Raw genomic sequence first — 17,461 nt, forward strand, 5'->3', positions numbered from 1 at the left:
AAAATAATTTGTTATAATTCTTATAAGAAAACTCAGTTAATACAGTAGGTTTATTATTTATAAAGAAAATAGTAAACCTACTCCACATCTTCCTATGAATTAGCTAAATTCCATCAATATAGGTAACCAAAAAAATATTTAATAACATAAACATAATTATAAGCTCTATTGAAAACAAATTAGTAGATCTTATTTCATTACATTCCTTTGAAAGGTACAGAAATTCTATGAACAATATTTTCTTATTTACATAGGAATCCTCACAAAATAAAATTATTATATATATATAAAGTTCCCTACTTTATAACAGGAAACTTTTTTGCTTATTATTAACCTACAAACCTAAAATTCCAACAATCTGACGGGCCTTGGCATTATCTATATAATAATGCATCTCTAATCCTCTTCTTTCTGCACGGAGTACGGTTCCCCTCAATTTAGATAAATGCTGTGAAACAGTAGATTGTGGGAGTTTTAATATTTCCGTTAACTGCGTAACATTACACATTTTATGTTTCATTAATTCATTTACAATTTGTAATCGAACCGGATGTGCCATTACCTTTAAAACATCTACGTCTTCTTCACGGATTTCAGCTAGATTTCTATCAGTTACTACTGTTTTCATTTCGCATTCTCCTTTATTATTAATTTCTACTTTTCTTATTATCCTTATAAATAGTACTTATAGATGTTTACCATTTGTCCTGTTGAGAAAATATATTCTTTTCTTAAAACAAAAAGGACACCTATTCTGAAAACAGTTTTTTACATAACTTTGAACTATAATTAACACGCTTTACTAAGCAAAAGTATTTCTTCTATCGCTTGTTTAAAGCAAATAAAAAATTCTGCTTATGCCTTCCCATCCTGAAAAATTGATAGGCAGTATCCCCCATCTCACACTCTACAAAATAATCATTTTATTTCTCAATATGAATACCTGGAATTAAAATACCAAAAATGGTAATATGAAGTCACCTTCAGTTGTCAATTGTTTCCCTTTTTGAAAGGCCCTGTCTATAATGACAAGGCCTTTTAAATTTCCCTAAATATACTTTCTATTTCGTTTTCTTTTAAATAACCAAAGTATGTATCCCCTTTTAATCTATTAATGCTCTATAACGAATCAGAAATAACAAATTTATATTTTAGAATAAAAACGTATCCCCTCCTACATTTTCCTATACGAATTTAAGAAATAAATAATTTAAAAGGAAAAATAAAGATACTATGAAAATGAACTTGTATTTGTTTCTTTTCGTTGGTTTTCCAGCATGTTGTATATAAAAAAACAAGGCAATACCTGCCATAGTAAATAAAAAAATTTGATAATAATCAATCATCTGTAATCCCCCTCCATACCAAAAATAAGAAGCCTCTTTTTGAGAGACTTCTTATTTTTAATACAAACGACATACATAGGCTAAATATACACAATAAGATTAGGTTGCTGAACCTTATTGCAGCTTTATTATAACATATAACCTCTCGCACTGTTTAATAATCCCAAATTATACAACTTTATCAACAATTGAGTGATTATTTACATACAATGAATGCACAATAAAAAAACAACAAAATATTCACTTATAGAACCAACGTATGTAAAAATCAGCTACCATCACATTCATAGTTTTGAAAATTTGTTCTCTCCTTATTTAAGAATACTTTAAACTTCAGATAGATTACCTTATATCGACATCTTATGTATGCAGAATTACATATCAAATCTCATTGAAAATCATTCTCATTGTAACTATAATGGTTTCAAGAAGTGATATTTTCACTTCGTCTTCAAATCTCACAATTTATTAAAGGAGGAACTAGCATTATGAAAAAAGTTATTTTAGCAGGGGCATTAGGAATTGCAGTACTATCAGGTATGAATTTACCAGGAGCAGAGGCACCAAAAGCAAGTGCGGCAACTACGAACTTAGACATTCAAGAAGTTACAAAATATTACTCTATGAGTTCCTATGAAGTTTCTCAAAAAGAATCATTTAATCTTAGTAAAGGGGAAGAACTTACGGTCTTTGTACAAAATTCCGGGTTCCCAATTTCTTATACAGTCTTTGATGCGGATGATCAAGTAATTGGCACATACAATGCTAATTCACCATACGGTCGCGTATTCAAAGCACAAACAGACGGTAATATTTCTGTTCAATTTCAAGCAGGAGTAAATTCTTCTTACATGAAGAAGATGAATTTCACAGCCAAATTTGCAGTGTCTAAATTTAACTAGCAGTAAAAATTTTCACTATCCTCTTTAAAGGCAAATTAAAAAGGTATATCCCTCTTCCATGGGATATACCTTTAACTTTAGTGAATTTTATATTGACCAGATAACTGCTCTTGCGCCATACGAACTAATCGTTTTGTAATTTCTCCACCTACTGAACCATTTGCTCTTGCTGTTGAATCCGGTCCAAGTGTAACACCAAACTCCTGAGCAATTTCATATTTCATTTGTTCAATTGCACTTGCTGCAGCTGCTATTAAGATTTCGTTTGAATTATTATTTTCGCGAATTTGCATTTTTTAAACACCTCCGTTGAATTTGGTAATATCATGCTCTATTTCCAACAAAATATGCAACAAAATTATTTGTTTAGCCATTTTACATATATACCTAAGCTTTCATCCCTTATGTGGGAATAAATAAAGGTATAGGTCATACCTACACCTTCTCCAATCCTACTTACTTTTGAATTCCCCTATTAACTCCTGTAACTCTTGGGAGAGCCAATTTAAAGAATTTGCTAACTCTGCAATATCTTGTACATACAGTTCTTGCTCTTTCATACTTGTTTCTACATTACCACTGCTATTCACATATGTATTTGCAATGTGTGATAATTCATTTACAACCTTAACAATAGTTTGATTATCTTTTAAAATGTCACTTGAATTATTCGAAATCGCTTTAATTTGATTTGTAACAGATTGTGCAGATCCTGAAATCTTTTCAAAGAAAGCACCACTACTTTGAACAAGTGTTATTCCTGATTCTATTTCCTTTGAACCATTCTGTATGGATCTTACAGCCTCCTCTGTTTCAGCTTGGGTTTCACCAATTAATTTAGCTATATCCCTTGCAGATGCCTCGGTTTTTTCCGCTAATATACGTACCTCATCCGCAACAACTGTAAATCCTTTCCCCACCTCTCCAGCACATGAGGCTTCAGTAGAAGCATTTAAAGCTAATAAACTTGTTTGATTTGACATAGTTGTAATTACATTAAGAATTTCACTAATTTCCTTAGATCGTGCTTCTAATGCATACATACTAGAAGATACATCTTGAACTGTATCTTGGATGCTTTTCATTTGATTCACAATTTGCTTAATCAAATCTTTTCCTTCTCCAGAATGCTGTTCCATGTCTTCCGAAGCATTCCTAACTTGTTTTGCAGCTCCTGTAATTTCTTTCATCTTACTTTCCATTTCTTGAATAATTCCTAAACATTTTTGCACTACATATTCATGAGAATGTGCTCCTAAATTTAATCCTGTAATAGCACTTGCAATTCCTTTAAAGGCTATGCTATTCTCTTTTGTACTTACCGACAATTCCTGTGAGGATGTTGAAACTTGTTCAGCAGTCTGCCTTACTTTATCTATAATCCTATTAAACTTTTTAATAGTGTTATTAAAATAGATATTAGTTATTCCTATATCATCAGACCTTTCATTCAATTTAATACTTAAATCCCCTTTACCAACTTTACGTAACCCTTCTTGTAAATCCTTTAAAGGCGATAGAGATTTTCGTGAGATGAATATTTGAATTGTAATTGCGATTGTTAATGAAGTGATTATAAATAGTAAACCGTTCACTATAAATTCTTTCTTTGTAAGAGGAATAATAGAAGCGTCTATATCCGCTGCAACAATTGCAATTATATTATTATTTTCATCAGTAATAGGCTCTAAAATTGTTACCCATGTACCTAATACATCTTCATACACTTCTGTTATTTGTGCCTGTTTCGTTTTCATTACTTGGTCGTATGTCTTCTTCCAATGAGTAGGATGCTCATAATAGTCACCTGTTTTTACAGAACCTAGTTTTACAGAAACCGTATCTGCTAATTCTGTATCCAAAGCTACTAATTTTAGTTCAGCTTTATCATTTAGCTTGGCCCCTGTAACATATGTTTGTCCGACACTTTTCATATTTTTTATAGCTTTATCTAATTGCTCTGTCAATTTTTCTTTCTTCACTCTTTGTGCTGTGGGGTCTTTTGCTACATCTCTTACTATTTCCAGATCTAATTGATTTTTTAATGTATCTCCTGTTTCAAAAGACTGCCTTTCAAATATAAACATCATACTATTTTGAAACATGTTAAAACTTAACGCCCCCATACTACACACAAGCGTCAGAATTACTAATACCGTTAGTAATACATTTTTCTGAAGCAACGATAGCTTATACCAATATTTTTTCATTGATTTCACCTTTCTTATTTTCAACAATACAAAAACAAAGTAGTAACTTATTAAAAGGTTCTATTTCTGTTATTAACTTAAACATTAAAATAGCATACTTGTCATTCAATCAAACGTTTCAATTTTTTTGTTTGATAGAGTTTATTTCCTTTTATACTGATAGTTTCACTATAATTAAAGCAATAATTTAACTAATCTAAGAATTCATGTATACAAATGCAAAAGCATGATGCTATTGTAATCAGCATTAAAATGCAGCTAATTTTCAACACCCTTTTATATAGCAGAACTAAAGAAATAATAGTTATGACACTTTTGAATAATAATGCTAAAGTTTAATTTCTATTTTTTGAAGCCAATTCTGATCTATTGTACAAATATCAGTTTTTCCCATTTGCAATCTCATCTTTTATATATCCAGCTGATTTTGGAAATCTATTAGTAGGAAGACGTTTACCTTCTATTACTTCATCTTTTCCATTTGTACTGATACCTTCTAGATCCATTATGTTAAGTGTTAGTTTTAGACAAAGAAAAGAATTGTTAAGCTCTCATCTTTGGCCATCTTTATCTCGCACAACAAAAACAAACTGGAAAGTCCCTTCCAGTTTCCTATTTTATAACTATTTTCCTTATTTTTCTATAACATTTTACTATCTACTTGTACAAAGTAAACCTAAATTCTTTTAGCCTAATCCAATTTATTTCTTCAATTATCTTAAAGTCGTATGAAATAGCACAATCAGTAAATGTTTATTACGAAACTTTTGTATTAAAAAATACTAAAGGACATACTCCTACAATATAAGCCATGGATGTAATTGTAGTACGATTTTCATCAGTAATAAACGTACACATATTAAACAAAAAAAGACTCAATTATTTATACCTCATACATTCTTTTAGTATACATCCAATACTTTTTTCTTATATTCTACATCGTCAGTGACTCTAATTTTACCCATAGAAAAATCCCCTCCATAGTAAATAGGTTAATGTGTTTTCTTTTTCCTATCTACTATGAGGGGAGTATAGCATACTAAAGGTAGCTTCTTTTTTGTAAAAGATCTAAGATTCTAGTGCAGTAATTAATTTCTGACGTTCTTTATCTCTAAAAATTTTAATTTCATGTTTAAACTCATAATTTCCTGCTTCAAATCTAACCCATTCCTTACTTGTCCAATATACAACATCTACATTCGCATCTAAAATTACAGAACATATGTCTACTAGTTCTTCCTCGTAAAATGGCGCTTCTTTCGCTAGTTCAAAAGCTAGTACTTTTGGATCTTTACTTTTAATTTGAAGTTCCCTTGAAGTTTGCCCTAAATACTGCCATGGAGAATGTAGAGATTGCACATAAGAATTTTGAGTTTCTTTAAGCTGTGATGAAGAATGTATTGTTGCAGCAAATGTAGGTATACTCACTCCTATTGTTGCGCCTAAAGCAATAGAACCAATAATAAGTTTTTTAATCATTTTTTCAGCTCCTTTAATTATTTTGGATATGCTTCCTTTTTATCCTACGTTCATGTTCGTGTAAACGAAGATGATTTGACATGATTCGTCATTTTTTTAAAAAACTGTATATTAATTAACTGTTGTAAATTTACCAAAAACAAAAAAGTTTCCATAAGGAAACTTTTTTGTTTTTGGTATACATTATATGTATAAAAATTAGTTTTAAAAATATTTACTTATTTGTTGATAAAATTGTATATGGATATTGCTCCTACTATTATCTACACACATTCCATGCAAAGCTTTACTACAGCATGAACAAACTTATCTTATGACCGCTTTCTTTCTAGACTCTATTATTCCGTTCTTTCGCCTAAAATTCCAATATCCCCATTACTTCTTTCGTAAATAGTTTAAAATCAGTTAAATGTTTTTCAATAATTTGACGAACAATATCTAAATTTACACTTTGATAATCATGAACAGCAATATTACGAAATCCAACCATTGCCTTTAACTTATTTGCTAAATCCGCGCTAAGTAATCCTGCTGTAACCAATAAATCAAAGGCCTCTCGACTAGATTGGGGTAGTCCTAATTTTTTCCCTGCAACAATATGCATCGCTAAATCAATACTTGCTTCACAAGCTCTTTGTATGTTCAATATTATTGAATCTTGTTTTGTAAAATCCTCTAAATTTTCAGGGTCATTTCCATACACATCTTGGATTCTTTTTATACAACGCTCTACTGTAGAAATTTTATTTAAAATAACCTCATTCTTCATATATAGAACCTCTTTTCTTTATATCATCAAATACTATCTGTCGTTCTTCATTCAATTTTGAATACATTTTTAAGGTTTTCATTTCAAAAATGACCTTACGTCTTTCATCCGAACAAAATATTGTCTTTCCTGTATGTATAATCTGAGCTTGAAAAACTGTAGAAGCTTCGGATAAATCAACTAAATCAACATCTTTATGAACAATGTTAGCTAACTCCTGTGCTAATAAAAAACGTTCATAGTTCCCTAAAGTTGTGTCACTTAAATAAGCTATATCAATATCACTATCTTCTCGTTCTCTGTTCTCAGCCGTTGATCCAAACACAATTATCCAATAGGGATTCACCGTCTCTTGTAATTTTTCTATAATAGCTGTTATCATGCTTTGAAAAATCATCTAATTAATCCCCCTTATTATACTTGAATTTTATTATATCATAACCAATCATAAATCCTTTAAACGACTACAAATACTTAAACAAAATTAAGCCTTTTTAGTATTTAACTCCTCACAAAATTATAAGCTTATTTCTGACCTAAAATTATTATAGTTCAGGAGTAGATATATTGTAGCTTTAGATTTTAAATAATTGTTAATAATCCAACACTTGTCTGTTAAATGCCTTTTATATTTCCTTCCTACAAAAGTAAAAGACTGACAATAACTGTCAGCCTCTTACTTTTACAACTCTAAAGAACTTTAGCCTATTTCACAATATACATTCTAATAGTTTGAGGATATATTGCTCTAACAAAGAATTATATATTAATCCACCTTTAATTTTTCTTTTACCTTTGTAGGGAGTTCGTCTTTTTTAACTTCTTCCCAAGATTTCACACCCTTTTTCTCAGAGTAATATATACGTAAAAACGCTTCTTTACGAAGGTTTTTTAACGCTGTAAACTCCATTTCTTTCTCTTTACCATCCTTATCAAATCCAGGTAATTTATATTCGTAAGTCGTATCCCCATTTACATTTTTCTCTTTTAATTTTTCACCATCCTTGGTAATTTGCACATAATATGTATCTGTACCAAGACGATTTAAATTACACCCCGATAACAACACAGTAAACATCACAAAAACACTACACATAAGCACTATTCGTTTCATATTATTCACCTCATATCTTTTCTCACAAAAATTATATCCTAATCTATTGGCTGCCAAAATTCATTTCCATTACGCTAACATTACGTTTTTGTAAGGTAGTAAAAATAGCATAATTAAAAGGATATGAATTCATATTTCTATTGAATTCATATCCTTTGTTCTTATTGAGTAAACTATTTTGCCTCATTCTTAATAGAAGATATTTCTATTATTCTGGGAAAATGAAGTTAGAGTTTCCTTCACTATTATCGGAATCCTCTTTCGGGAACGTAATAGTAGAACCTCCATTCCCTTTATTTATTTCTTGCTCCTCAGGAAATACAATGGAAGAATCATTACCTAAGTTTGGTGAAAAACCAAGTTTAGATAAAATGGCTTTTAAGTCAGGTAAAACACCAATTTTATCATTAATTGGATCATTAGATTTCGTTCCGGTACTAGAATCACTTAAAATATCCCTAAGCTGGCTTGGTGTATATACCTTTCCCTGATTATTTTTTGCAATTCCTTGAATTGATGCAGCAGCACCAGCAATAATAGGTGATGCACTAGATGTTCCACTAAAGCTAGATGTATATAAATTTGTTGTAAATTCACTTGGTTTAGCATCTGTTGTATCTACTGCATTCCCCCATCCATATACATCCACCCTACTACCATAATTAGAGAAATATGAACGTTTATGAGGAACCCTTGCAGAAGCTGCCCCAACCATAATTGCCCCTGAATCTTTAAAATCAGGACTATTACGATTTAAAACTTGTTTACCATTACGGTCTCTAAATTGATCTAAATCATTTCCGCCGTTTGAACCTGCTTCAATAATAATAATTCCCTTATTTGTTCCCAGACGAATTGCATCAAATATATCCGGTTTTACTTCTACAGGAAAATAATTCTTATCTCCATATCCTTCGTAAGTTGCTTGAGCTTCTAATAAAAGAATATCTCCAGCTTGCATATTGTTAACTGCACTTAATATAGCATCAGCTGTATTATAATTTCCGTTATCCCTGAACTGAGATACAACCTTTACCTTAGCTTTCGGTGCAATTCCAATTCCACCTATGTTATTATCTTCTGCCGAAACAATCCCTAAGACTGAAGTACCATGATCATGGTGTTCAATCCTATTCTGTCCGGATATTAATTCAATCTTTTGATTCACTAAATCCTCATGACTAAATAACCACCCATACTCCATATCTACGAAAGTAGTTCCTTTTCCATCTCCACCTTTTATGCTCCAGGCATAAGGTGCATTAATTCCTAATGGCGCTGGTTCAAGGTAACCTTGTCTTGTTAGTCTAGGCTCATCATATGGGTTAACAGATAAATTTGGCAAACGCTCTTCTGGTGGTACTTCTTCTTCCTGTAGATACGCCATTTCAACAAGAGATGATTTCTCAATTTTTGTAAGTAATGCTTGTACATCAATATCATCTTGAGTTTGTACAATATAATAGTTTAGCAAATTAGAAGAAATGTGATCTGAATCTTTTATTTCTTTACCTAGATTTTTAATTTCTTTAGGATTTAAAGAACTAAAAAGTCGATTTATAGTTACATTTGGGTATTGAGCTAAAATCTCAATTAAGTCAGGATCTAGTTTTTCTTCCTTAATGAATTTTTCTATCCCATCCTGATATGGTAAATTCGCTTCATTTTTAAATTTCAAAACTAATTGTTTAGTAACCTGCTTATGTACATTAGAATTCAATTGCTTATTTGAATTATTATAAGTAGCTGCATAGGCAACTTCTGATTTTTCACTTGAAAGTATTCCGCCCACCCCATTAAATGCTGTTAATGCAATTGAAGAAACTAGAATTCCCTTAAAAATTTTCAAAACGTGCACCTCTTTTAATTAATATATGATTATAAAAAAATGTATATTACCTAATTTCTTTTTATAAAAACGTTTTATATGTAAGACTATATTTTCAGCTCCATTCATTCTTTAATATTTGTTTATACATCACTAATACAACTAATTCATGCTAATCCAATCTATTAATTCAGCCGCATAACTGTAACCATTATAGTTACAGCTATAGTGAATAGTCAACCTTATATGTAATTTTGCATTGAAAATAATACTTACTTCTATAAACTTACCCCTAATTATTTTAAGAGAGATTGAGCTTCTATCATTTTAAGTAACTGCATATATGTAATATAAAACATATATGGGGGTTAAAACGTGGTAATTTCAAGACAAGATTCCTGGACTAATGATAACGATTTACTTCTCGCATCAACAGTACTTCAGTATATTCGTAACGGTGGAACACAGTTAGCTGCATTCAAAGAAGTAGCAAAACTACTAGCTAGGACACCTTCTGCTTGCGGATTCCGTTGGAATTCATACGTGCGAAAACAATACGAAGAAGAAATACAACAAGCAAAACAAAACCGAAAAGAGGGAAACAACATTCCTCTCTCCCAACCAGAAAAAGAAACAAACTCTTTGTCTATGACATTAGATGATATTATTCTCTTTTTACAAAATTATAAAGAAGCGGATGAATTGACAAATTTACAAAATCAAATTGAAAATTTAGAAGCAGAGAATCAATCTCTTCTACAACGTATAACTATGTATGAAGAAGAGTATCGTATGTTACTGAACCATATCGATAAGACAAGAAATTTAATTGCAGTGGATTAAACAGCATAACTATATTGACTTTCCAGTGGGGCCTTCGCCCACCAAAACCACCATTAATAAAGAAAATTCAGACTCTTATAATTGGTAATAAGTAAAATACACATACATAATGTATGTGTATTTTTAATTGGACTATTATTAAAAGAAATATTTAGTCTATGTTACATCTTTTCTAATATTTCTTGTCTTTCACACCATTTCGTTAGCTTTTCTAGTGCTTTTTTAGATAAACGTTTTGTTTTATAATTACAAAATCTAGATAATGTAGACGGAGAAATACTAATTTCATCTGCTATTTCACGAATGCTTACCTTTTTTTCATTGTGTACTTTCAGTATTTGATCACGGATCTTTTTCTCTATTTGTTCGACTGATTCCACAGTCTTCTTTATTTCTTTAACAACTGTTACTTCAGGTAATTGTTCCTGAGGTTCTTCTATACTCTTCTTTCCAATTACCCTATCCATTGATTGCAGCATTTCTTCAGGTGGTAAAATCGTTATTCCTAAGTTAGTGTAATAATTTTTAAACCAATTACGTTTCCCAATTTGTTGTTCATCCAGCGGATCACTATACTCCCAATGAGAGATTACTTTCTCATTTTCCAAATCCATTAGAACATTTTCTAGCTGTTCCTTAATACGATTCGGCTTCCAATCTTTTGGAATATCCATTACTGCTAGTAATCCCTTGTCCCCTCCTATAGAATAAGGCTTTTTCAATGATGAATACATTTGCCTAATTCTCCATTGCCACGTTAAATATCGAATTAACCTTTTATGATATTTATGTCTATAACTATTATATTCAAGTGCTTTTTTAGACAATAACGCCGTTGTATTATTTGATCCATATAAGTAATTAGTTAAAAAGCTGCCTGGCTTAATACGACAAGACTCAATACCCATATACTCATTTGTAACACTATGTCTCCACAATACAACCGAATCTAATACGAATAATCTCTTAACAACCTCACGCTTTAATTCTAGTCGTTCTCCTTCATCATCGCGGTCATTTAATACTACAACCTCATTTTCATCATTTAAATAGATAAAAATACTCGCTAAAGCAGCAATTCTCTTTGCTATTTTAATTTTATCTTCAGCTCGATAATATTCTTTATTTTTAACGACTGTCTTTGGAATGTTGCACATTTCTAAAACTTGCTCATATGAAAAATCAATAAACTCATCTGGAGATTTTGCTTCGTTGATCCACTGTATTGTAATTGCATCTAAACAATCTGCCGTTAAATCATCCATATTACTCATTACATCATCAACAAGGGTATTCCATCGGGCAGCTTCTTCAATATTTGTAAGTCTTAAATCCTCGTCTTTATGTGAAGAAAGTTGAGCCATCCCATTAGAAGACTTCGTTTCAATAGGATATTGTAAAACTTTGGTATTGTCATCCTCTTCAAATTGATTCTTTGCAATTCCATCTCTTAATTTATAATAAACAGCAGAGTTATTTACCTCATAATAATCCTCGTGGTTTACTATGTTGGTCTCTTCTATATTTTGATCATTTTCTAATATTATGGAACTTGAAGATGCTACATTTTGAAATTCTTTGTCTATAAATCCTTCAATTTCTTTATATATTTCTTCCTTATAGGAATCAATTTTGGCATAAATTTGTACTAATGTAGTACCGGATTCTTCCTTTTTTTCTAGCCAAGACACTAATGCAGTAAATGATGGGGAAGCATGAGGTGAGGTTAATACTTTATTATTATTGTTTTCAACATCTTTAAAGTATGCATTCCACTTATTCCATACTAGCTCATTCGTTTTATAAATTGGCTCAGAGATTAGCAAGGCATCTCGAAACATTTGTAATAAGTTATCCACTTTATATTCCTCCCTAAACCATGAATCACAACAAAGTAGTTTTTATCATAAATTCTTTACTACTATTTTATTTAATACATTGTAACAGATATTTATAAGATTTTGCGTCTTTCTTTCCATAACTCCTCATTTTGCAACATGTTTGTTCGTTCTTTTTCCTACTCTTCTTTACTTGCATTCCTTTTGCGCTTTGCTTTCCTTTTGCGCTTTGCTTTCCTTAACTCCTCATCTTACAACACGTTTGCTCTTTCTTTTTCCTATCTCTCCTTACTTACATTCCTTTTGCGCTTTGCTTTCCTTAACTCTTCAACTTGCAACACAGTTGCTCTTTCTTTTTCCTATTCTTCTTTACTTGCATTCCTTTTGCGCTTTGCTTTCCTTAACTCCTCATCTTGCAACACGTTTGCTCTTTCTTTTTCCTATCTCTCCTTACTTACATTCCTTTTGCGCTTTGCTTTCCTTAACTCTTCAACTTGCAACACGTTTGCTCTTTCTTTTTCCTATTCTTCTTTACTTGCATTCCTTTTGCGCTTTGCTTTCCTTAACTCCTCATCTTGCAACACGTTTGCTCTTTCTTTTTCCTATCTCTCCTTACTTACATTCCTTTTGCGCTTTGCTTTCCTTAACTCTTCAACTTGCAACACGTTTGCTCTTTCTTTTTCCTATCTCTCCTTACTTACATTCCTTTTGCGCTTTGCTTTCCCTAACTCTTTAACTTGCAACACGTTTGCTCTTTCTTTTTCCTATCTCTCCTTACTTACATTCCTTTTGCGCTTTGCTTTCCTTAACTCTTCAACTTGCAACACGTTTGCTCTTTCTTTTTCCTATCTCTCCTTACTTACATTCCTTTTGCGCTTTGCTTTCCCTAACTCTTTAACTTGCAACACGTTTGCTTTTTCTCTTCCCTATTTCTACTCAACTTGCAACACGTTTGCGGTATCCTTTCCCTATTTCTTTCAACTTGCAACAGTATAATTTATTTCTCAACCAAGTAATTTAAAAAAAATCATGTCATTTTAAAGTTATCAAGCTATTTTTCTCATATTTTGAATAAGTTACATACATAAAATGCAACATGTTTGCGGTATCCTCTCCCTAACTTTCCTACCATTTTCACTCTAATCCTTTACATACCAAGGGTTTAGGTGCTTTTCCACTTACTTTTATACATATCACACAACTTGCAACACGTTTGCGGTATGCATACCCTTATTTTTCTCACAAGATGCAACACTGTTTGCGGTATCCTTTCCCTACTTTTAATCTATAAGTGCGAACAAGTCCTTTTATATCAAGGTTAATCATTGTAATCCATTTTTAATAATTGCGTTCACAAACTTGCAACACGTTTGCGGTATCCTCTCCCTAACTTCCCTGCCATTTTCACTCTAACCCTTTATATACCAAGGGTTTAGGCACTTTTTCACTTACCTTTATACATATCACATAACTTGCAACACGTTTGCGGTATCCTTAACACAAAAAAAATCAATGAAATTCTCCAATCCCTTGACACACTTGGCTTTAGGGGCTGTTGCAAGTTGCCTTTTTTCTTCTTAAAGGGGCACGTTTCGCCAATTTTCGGTTTGCTATAATCAAAATTGGTATATTTTATAGTATTCTGGCATACATTTCGAATTTTGCAGAACGGAGGTGAAAAAGATGGGGAAATCATTTGTGATACGTAATCAACGTAGCTTAAATGGGAAAACAACTAATGCAGTACTAGTAACATTAAAATCTTGGCAAAAATTTGTGGAAACATTTGAGGAGAAGTACTACAGCTATAAAGATACATATTTAGAAGATATTCTGCAGCACATGACATACGAAGAACGTATCGCTGACGTAGAAGGCTTTGTCGAAAAAGCCAAGCCATCTTTTTCACGTCGCGCAATGTCTGCAATTGCAGAAAAAACCGGAAGAAAACATAAATTATACGGTATTACGAATGCAGATCTTGAAGTATTCTTGTACCTACATAAAAAATGCTATACAAATGGTGTCATTCCAAATGTAACAATACATATGATGTGGGAAGATTACAAGCAATATAAAGAAGAATTTGCTTATATCCAACACTCTCAATTCTATATCGCATTAAAGAAATTAAACTTACATAACATTATCTCCATTGAAAATGGCGTAGATGGCCGATATACAATTAAACTGACTCATTTTATGAATGAGGAAACAGAAAAAGCAAATCCGTACGTATATATTAGTCCGGTTGTATTTACAAAGGATTTCTTTAAACTATCTGTAGCGGCTAAGAAGCTATTCTTAGATATCGCAATGCAACAACATACAGAAACAACTTTAAAACGTTCTTTGGACAAGCAAGATGAAAGAGGCAACAAAACTCACTTTGGTGGGATGTATCGTTTCTTACATAAAAAATATCCGCACCAAATTCATGCGGTTATCGAAGAATTAACAACTGCATTACCATGTACGGGGAATCCCCTATTCAAAATTTGTAAAATGCAAAAAGGTGTTAAGCATACAAAACGATATACGACATTATATCTGTCTATCCATTCAGACTTCTTATGTTCGAAAGAAGCTGGAGAAGAACAACATAGGGATCCATTTACACCAAAAGCTACTTATGCACGTAAAGCGAAATTCATTGAATCAGTTCTACAAGAAATGAATATCGGTGAACTGTCTGCAGACATGAATAAGTTCATTCATGTATTAAAGCATACTTGTCATCGTCAAATTCGAAGTGTAATTCGTGGACTACGTGACATGGTTGATCGAAAAGAAGGATATCCAACGAAAATTGTATATACATTGAAAAAACTATTGCATCAAACATCTCAATATCAAATTCTCGATACAGCGGCGAAAGAAGGCATCTACCCTCTTATTGCGCAGCACATACCAAAAGAGAGAAATAGTGATCGTGAGCAAGCTGTCTTTAATTTTGGTCTACATTATTCTATGTACTCTCTTCATAACATTAAGAAGATGTTTAAAAATGTGCATGCACTACTGAAGCAGAAGTTTGCGGTACCGGTGACGGAAGAGTCTTATCACCGTAATTATCTAAAATACCAGGAAGAAACGTTATTTAGAAAATATGCATATGATCAGGGAGTAAATCTCCATGCATATATCGCTTTAGAAATTGAAATGCGTGAAAAACTAAAAGTTCGTGGTCATAAAGAACGCACGATTCCAAGTGATGTGCGTGAATGGTTTATCGAGGCAATTGATAAGCTGCCACAAGAAAAACTTCGTGTTATTGAGCTACCAAAGCAGTTTAATTTACTAGAGTTTATGCGTACCTTCGAACGTTTAGTACGTGCTGGGGTAACAATAACAGATCCTGATCAGGTGCTAACCGCAATAGAAATAAAATAAAAGCAACAAGCTCTCTATTTTTGAAAAAATTAAAAGTAGAGGGCTATTCGTGTTTGTTTTATTAATACCCTTTTCCACTTCTCTATTTATACATACCAAATCAGAAGGACTTCATGTAAAATGGAGTCTTTTTTTATGCATTTCTATACAAGTTCTCTTCTTTCTATCCATAACTCTCCACATAATACTAATGGGGATTCTTCGTCTGTAATAAAACCTATCCTATTATACCTACAAAAAATCAGAAGGATATTTTTAAAAACAGTGGATATGAGGACAAAAATGTTCAAATGTGAATAATATTTTTCCAATATCCTTGATAATACTAGTGTCGTTTATTTCATCTAATAAAAATCATCAATAATAATGTGAATTACGTGTAAATACTGAGTTATGTTAACAAATAGCTACATTTTCTGAACAACATGTGGATAATTGAACATTAGATACTTCCTTATTTACCAAAATAAAGAAGATAAAGCCTATTTCCATAGTTGGATAAATATAAAGTGATTTGTATTAATTTCTTTCCGATTTTATGTAGAAACATATGATTTTCTTTCTGCTTTTTTGTAGAATTAAAAACCTATTAATCATTGAATCTACGGATACATTTTCTACTATTTATGATTTTTTACGTTCTAACATGAAATTTTCCCTTGTGGGAGTAGATCTTTCCCCTATTTTTGATAACCTATAATAGTTTTATCTTTATTTCTTTTTAATATATAAGATATATATTTATAATAGATTTTATTATTACTAGTATGATTGTTAATAAGATGTCAGACCTAATTGAAAATATTTGTTAATTTAGTTATAATAATGGTAATTAAAGATATCATTACCCTCATACAAAAGGACAAACCTACGTATCCCTATCAGGGCCAGGTTTGTCCTTTTTTTATTGTAGTAAACAATTCTTATTGGGAGGATTAAATATGGCTGTACTAAAAGATACAACTTATATAGAAATGAATACGCATAACGAGATTAGATTTTTCAAAGGGATATTTTGGGGAATAGTCTTTGTAGTTCCTTTTTGGAGTATGATGATAGCCTTATTCATTTGGCTCTGTAAATAATAATCAACATATCAAAAAGCAAAAACTTGTTTGTCCGTTTGTTTTTTAATATGCGCAGCAAAAGACGATAGCAGGTCTTCACCCTACTTTCTGTTATAATACACCTAAAGAAACTAGGTGATTATAATGAAGGTGACAATTAGTTTAGAGAAACTCTTAGAAGCCTTTTCTGCTTACTTGAATGAAGACAAAGAGGTTAACTGAAAGACAGGCTAAATATCGAGCTCCAATTATGGATAGAAACGTTTGTATAATCAATTTAATAGTAAACTATGCCTTATCTTTGAAAGAGCTTGTATCGCTTAATATGAGCCATATACAGTTTGCTAGAAATACCTTCGTGGTATCTGGAGGAAATGGATTAACTAAGTCTGTCTCCTTAACTAAAGAAAATACGCAACAGCTATACAAAAAGCCCTAACTTGAAGACAACAAAAAAGGCTTCTTCAAGTTGATTAAAAATGTACATAGCAAAATAAGCTAATAATACCTCTATATGTTTCATAATTGAGGTTACTATAGCAAGAAATTTTCTAGCTTTTACAACTTTTTAAATATAAAAAGTTGTAATTAAGGAATCTAAGTTGATTGAGATAATTATTATTTTTAATATGTTAGGAATGGAAAAAAGCGTATTTTGACCCCTAGTCACAA

At 31.6% G+C, this 17,461-nt stretch carries 13 protein-coding genes and 1 pseudogene; 5 read left to right on the forward strand and 9 right to left on the reverse strand.

The genetic code is table 11. The features are described 5' to 3' along the window. Window positions 1-334 precede the first annotated feature (334 nt). Window positions 335-628 carry an ArsR/SmtB family transcription factor gene (locus tag FS802_RS17210; protein WP_098720729.1) on the reverse strand — a complete coding sequence of 98 codons (294 nt, stop codon included), beginning with the start codon at window positions 626-628 and terminating at the stop codon, window positions 335-337. Between the two features lie 1,206 nt (window positions 629-1,834). Here FS802_RS17210 and FS802_RS17215 point away from each other — a divergent pair. After that, the gene (locus FS802_RS17215) at window positions 1,835-2,248 is read left to right on the forward strand and encodes a hypothetical protein (protein ID WP_144525247.1); all 414 of its coding nucleotides are present in this window, start codon (window positions 1,835-1,837) and stop codon (window positions 2,246-2,248) included. Between the two features lie 77 nt (window positions 2,249-2,325). Here FS802_RS17215 and FS802_RS17220 read toward each other — a convergent pair whose 3' ends face one another. The 7 genes from FS802_RS17220 to FS802_RS17250 all read right to left on the reverse strand — a co-directional run bounded on the left by FS802_RS17220 (window position 2,326) and on the right by FS802_RS17250 (window position 9,669). Continuing rightward, window positions 2,326-2,541 carry an alpha/beta-type small acid-soluble spore protein gene (locus tag FS802_RS17220; protein WP_001167047.1) on the reverse strand — a complete coding sequence of 72 codons (216 nt, stop codon included), beginning with the start codon at window positions 2,539-2,541 and terminating at the stop codon, window positions 2,326-2,328. Between the two features lie 159 nt (window positions 2,542-2,700). After that, window positions 2,701-4,458, reverse strand: coding sequence for a methyl-accepting chemotaxis protein (locus FS802_RS17225; protein WP_088113154.1), 1,758 nt, complete (start codon window positions 4,456-4,458; stop codon window positions 2,701-2,703). Window positions 4,459-5,526: 1,068 nt separating this feature from the next. After that, window positions 5,527-5,937, reverse strand: coding sequence for a hypothetical protein (locus FS802_RS17230; protein ID WP_048563556.1), 411 nt, complete (start codon window positions 5,935-5,937; stop codon window positions 5,527-5,529). Between the two features lie 355 nt (window positions 5,938-6,292). Beyond that, entirely contained in the window at window positions 6,293-6,706 is a 414-nt protein-coding gene (gene hepT / locus FS802_RS17235) for a type VII toxin-antitoxin system HepT family RNase toxin (RefSeq protein WP_046956013.1), read from the reverse strand. After that, complete coding sequence (gene mntA, locus FS802_RS17240; protein ID WP_046956012.1) at window positions 6,696-7,103, reverse strand: type VII toxin-antitoxin system MntA family adenylyltransferase antitoxin; 408 nt, start codon at window positions 7,101-7,103, stop codon at window positions 6,696-6,698. The genes hepT and mntA overlap by 11 nt, the downstream gene beginning before the upstream one ends. 369 nt (window positions 7,104-7,472) lie before the next feature. Further along, complete coding sequence (locus FS802_RS17245) at window positions 7,473-7,820, reverse strand: YxeA family protein (RefSeq protein WP_000822914.1); 348 nt, start codon at window positions 7,818-7,820, stop codon at window positions 7,473-7,475. 208 nt (window positions 7,821-8,028) lie between these two features. Continuing rightward, window positions 8,029-9,669, reverse strand: coding sequence for a S8 family peptidase (locus FS802_RS17250; RefSeq protein ID WP_144525249.1), 1,641 nt, complete (start codon window positions 9,667-9,669; stop codon window positions 8,029-8,031). A gap of 354 nt (window positions 9,670-10,023) precedes the next feature. Between FS802_RS17250 and FS802_RS17255 the strand changes: the two genes are divergently transcribed. After that, the gene (locus FS802_RS17255; protein ID WP_070169525.1) at window positions 10,024-10,491 is read left to right on the forward strand and encodes an RsfA family transcriptional regulator; all 468 of its coding nucleotides are present in this window, start codon (window positions 10,024-10,026) and stop codon (window positions 10,489-10,491) included. A gap of 161 nt (window positions 10,492-10,652) precedes the next feature. Here FS802_RS17255 and FS802_RS17260 read toward each other — a convergent pair whose 3' ends face one another. Beyond that, entirely contained in the window at window positions 10,653-12,350 is a 1,698-nt protein-coding gene (locus FS802_RS17260; protein ID WP_070169524.1) for a helix-turn-helix domain-containing protein, read from the reverse strand. Window positions 12,351-14,012: 1,662 nt separating this feature from the next. Between FS802_RS17260 and FS802_RS17270 the strand changes: the two genes are divergently transcribed. The 3 genes and pseudogenes from FS802_RS17270 to FS802_RS31620 form a co-directional block, all read left to right on the forward strand. After that, the gene (locus FS802_RS17270; protein WP_144525252.1) at window positions 14,013-15,722 is read left to right on the forward strand and encodes a hypothetical protein; all 1,710 of its coding nucleotides are present in this window, start codon (window positions 14,013-14,015) and stop codon (window positions 15,720-15,722) included. A 941-nt stretch (window positions 15,723-16,663) separates the two neighbouring features. Then, window positions 16,664-16,807, forward strand: a complete 144-nt coding sequence (locus FS802_RS31150) for a hypothetical protein (RefSeq protein WP_165915447.1) — start codon at window positions 16,664-16,666, stop codon at window positions 16,805-16,807. Window positions 16,808-16,988: 181 nt separating this feature from the next. Beyond that, window positions 16,989-17,219: pseudogene (locus FS802_RS31620) on the forward strand (integrase); the annotation flags it as partial. Window positions 17,220-17,461 lie beyond the last annotated feature (242 nt).

The organism is Bacillus sp. DE0042 (assembly GCF_007680225.1).
Lineage (GTDB): Bacteria > Bacillota > Bacilli > Bacillales > Bacillaceae_G > Bacillus_A > Bacillus_A wiedmannii.

What these genes read in the sequence shown, in the direction of transcription:
- mntA (WP_046956012.1), bottom strand. Translation starts at nt 7,103, where the DNA reads ATGATTTTTCAAAGCATGATAACAGCTATTATAGAAAAATTACAAGAG.
- FS802_RS17230 (WP_048563556.1), bottom strand. Translation starts at nt 5,937, where the DNA reads ATGATTAAAAAACTTATTATTGGTTCTATTGCTTTAGGCGCAACAATA.
- FS802_RS17215 (WP_144525247.1), top strand. Translation starts at nt 1,835, where the DNA reads ATGAAAAAAGTTATTTTAGCAGGGGCATTAGGAATTGCAGTACTATCA.
- FS802_RS31150 (WP_165915447.1), top strand. Translation starts at nt 16,664, where the DNA reads ATGGCTGTACTAAAAGATACAACTTATATAGAAATGAATACGCATAAC.
- FS802_RS17245 (WP_000822914.1), bottom strand. Translation starts at nt 7,820, where the DNA reads ATGAAACGAATAGTGCTTATGTGTAGTGTTTTTGTGATGTTTACTGTG.
- FS802_RS17210 (WP_098720729.1), bottom strand. Translation starts at nt 628, where the DNA reads ATGAAAACAGTAGTAACTGATAGAAATCTAGCTGAAATCCGTGAAGAA.
- FS802_RS17225 (WP_088113154.1), bottom strand. Translation starts at nt 4,458, where the DNA reads ATGAAAAAATATTGGTATAAGCTATCGTTGCTTCAGAAAAATGTATTA.
- hepT (WP_046956013.1), bottom strand. Translation starts at nt 6,706, where the DNA reads ATGAAGAATGAGGTTATTTTAAATAAAATTTCTACAGTAGAGCGTTGT.
- FS802_RS17270 (WP_144525252.1), top strand. Translation starts at nt 14,013, where the DNA reads ATGGGGAAATCATTTGTGATACGTAATCAACGTAGCTTAAATGGGAAA.
- FS802_RS17220 (WP_001167047.1), bottom strand. Translation starts at nt 2,541, where the DNA reads ATGCAAATTCGCGAAAATAATAATTCAAACGAAATCTTAATAGCAGCT.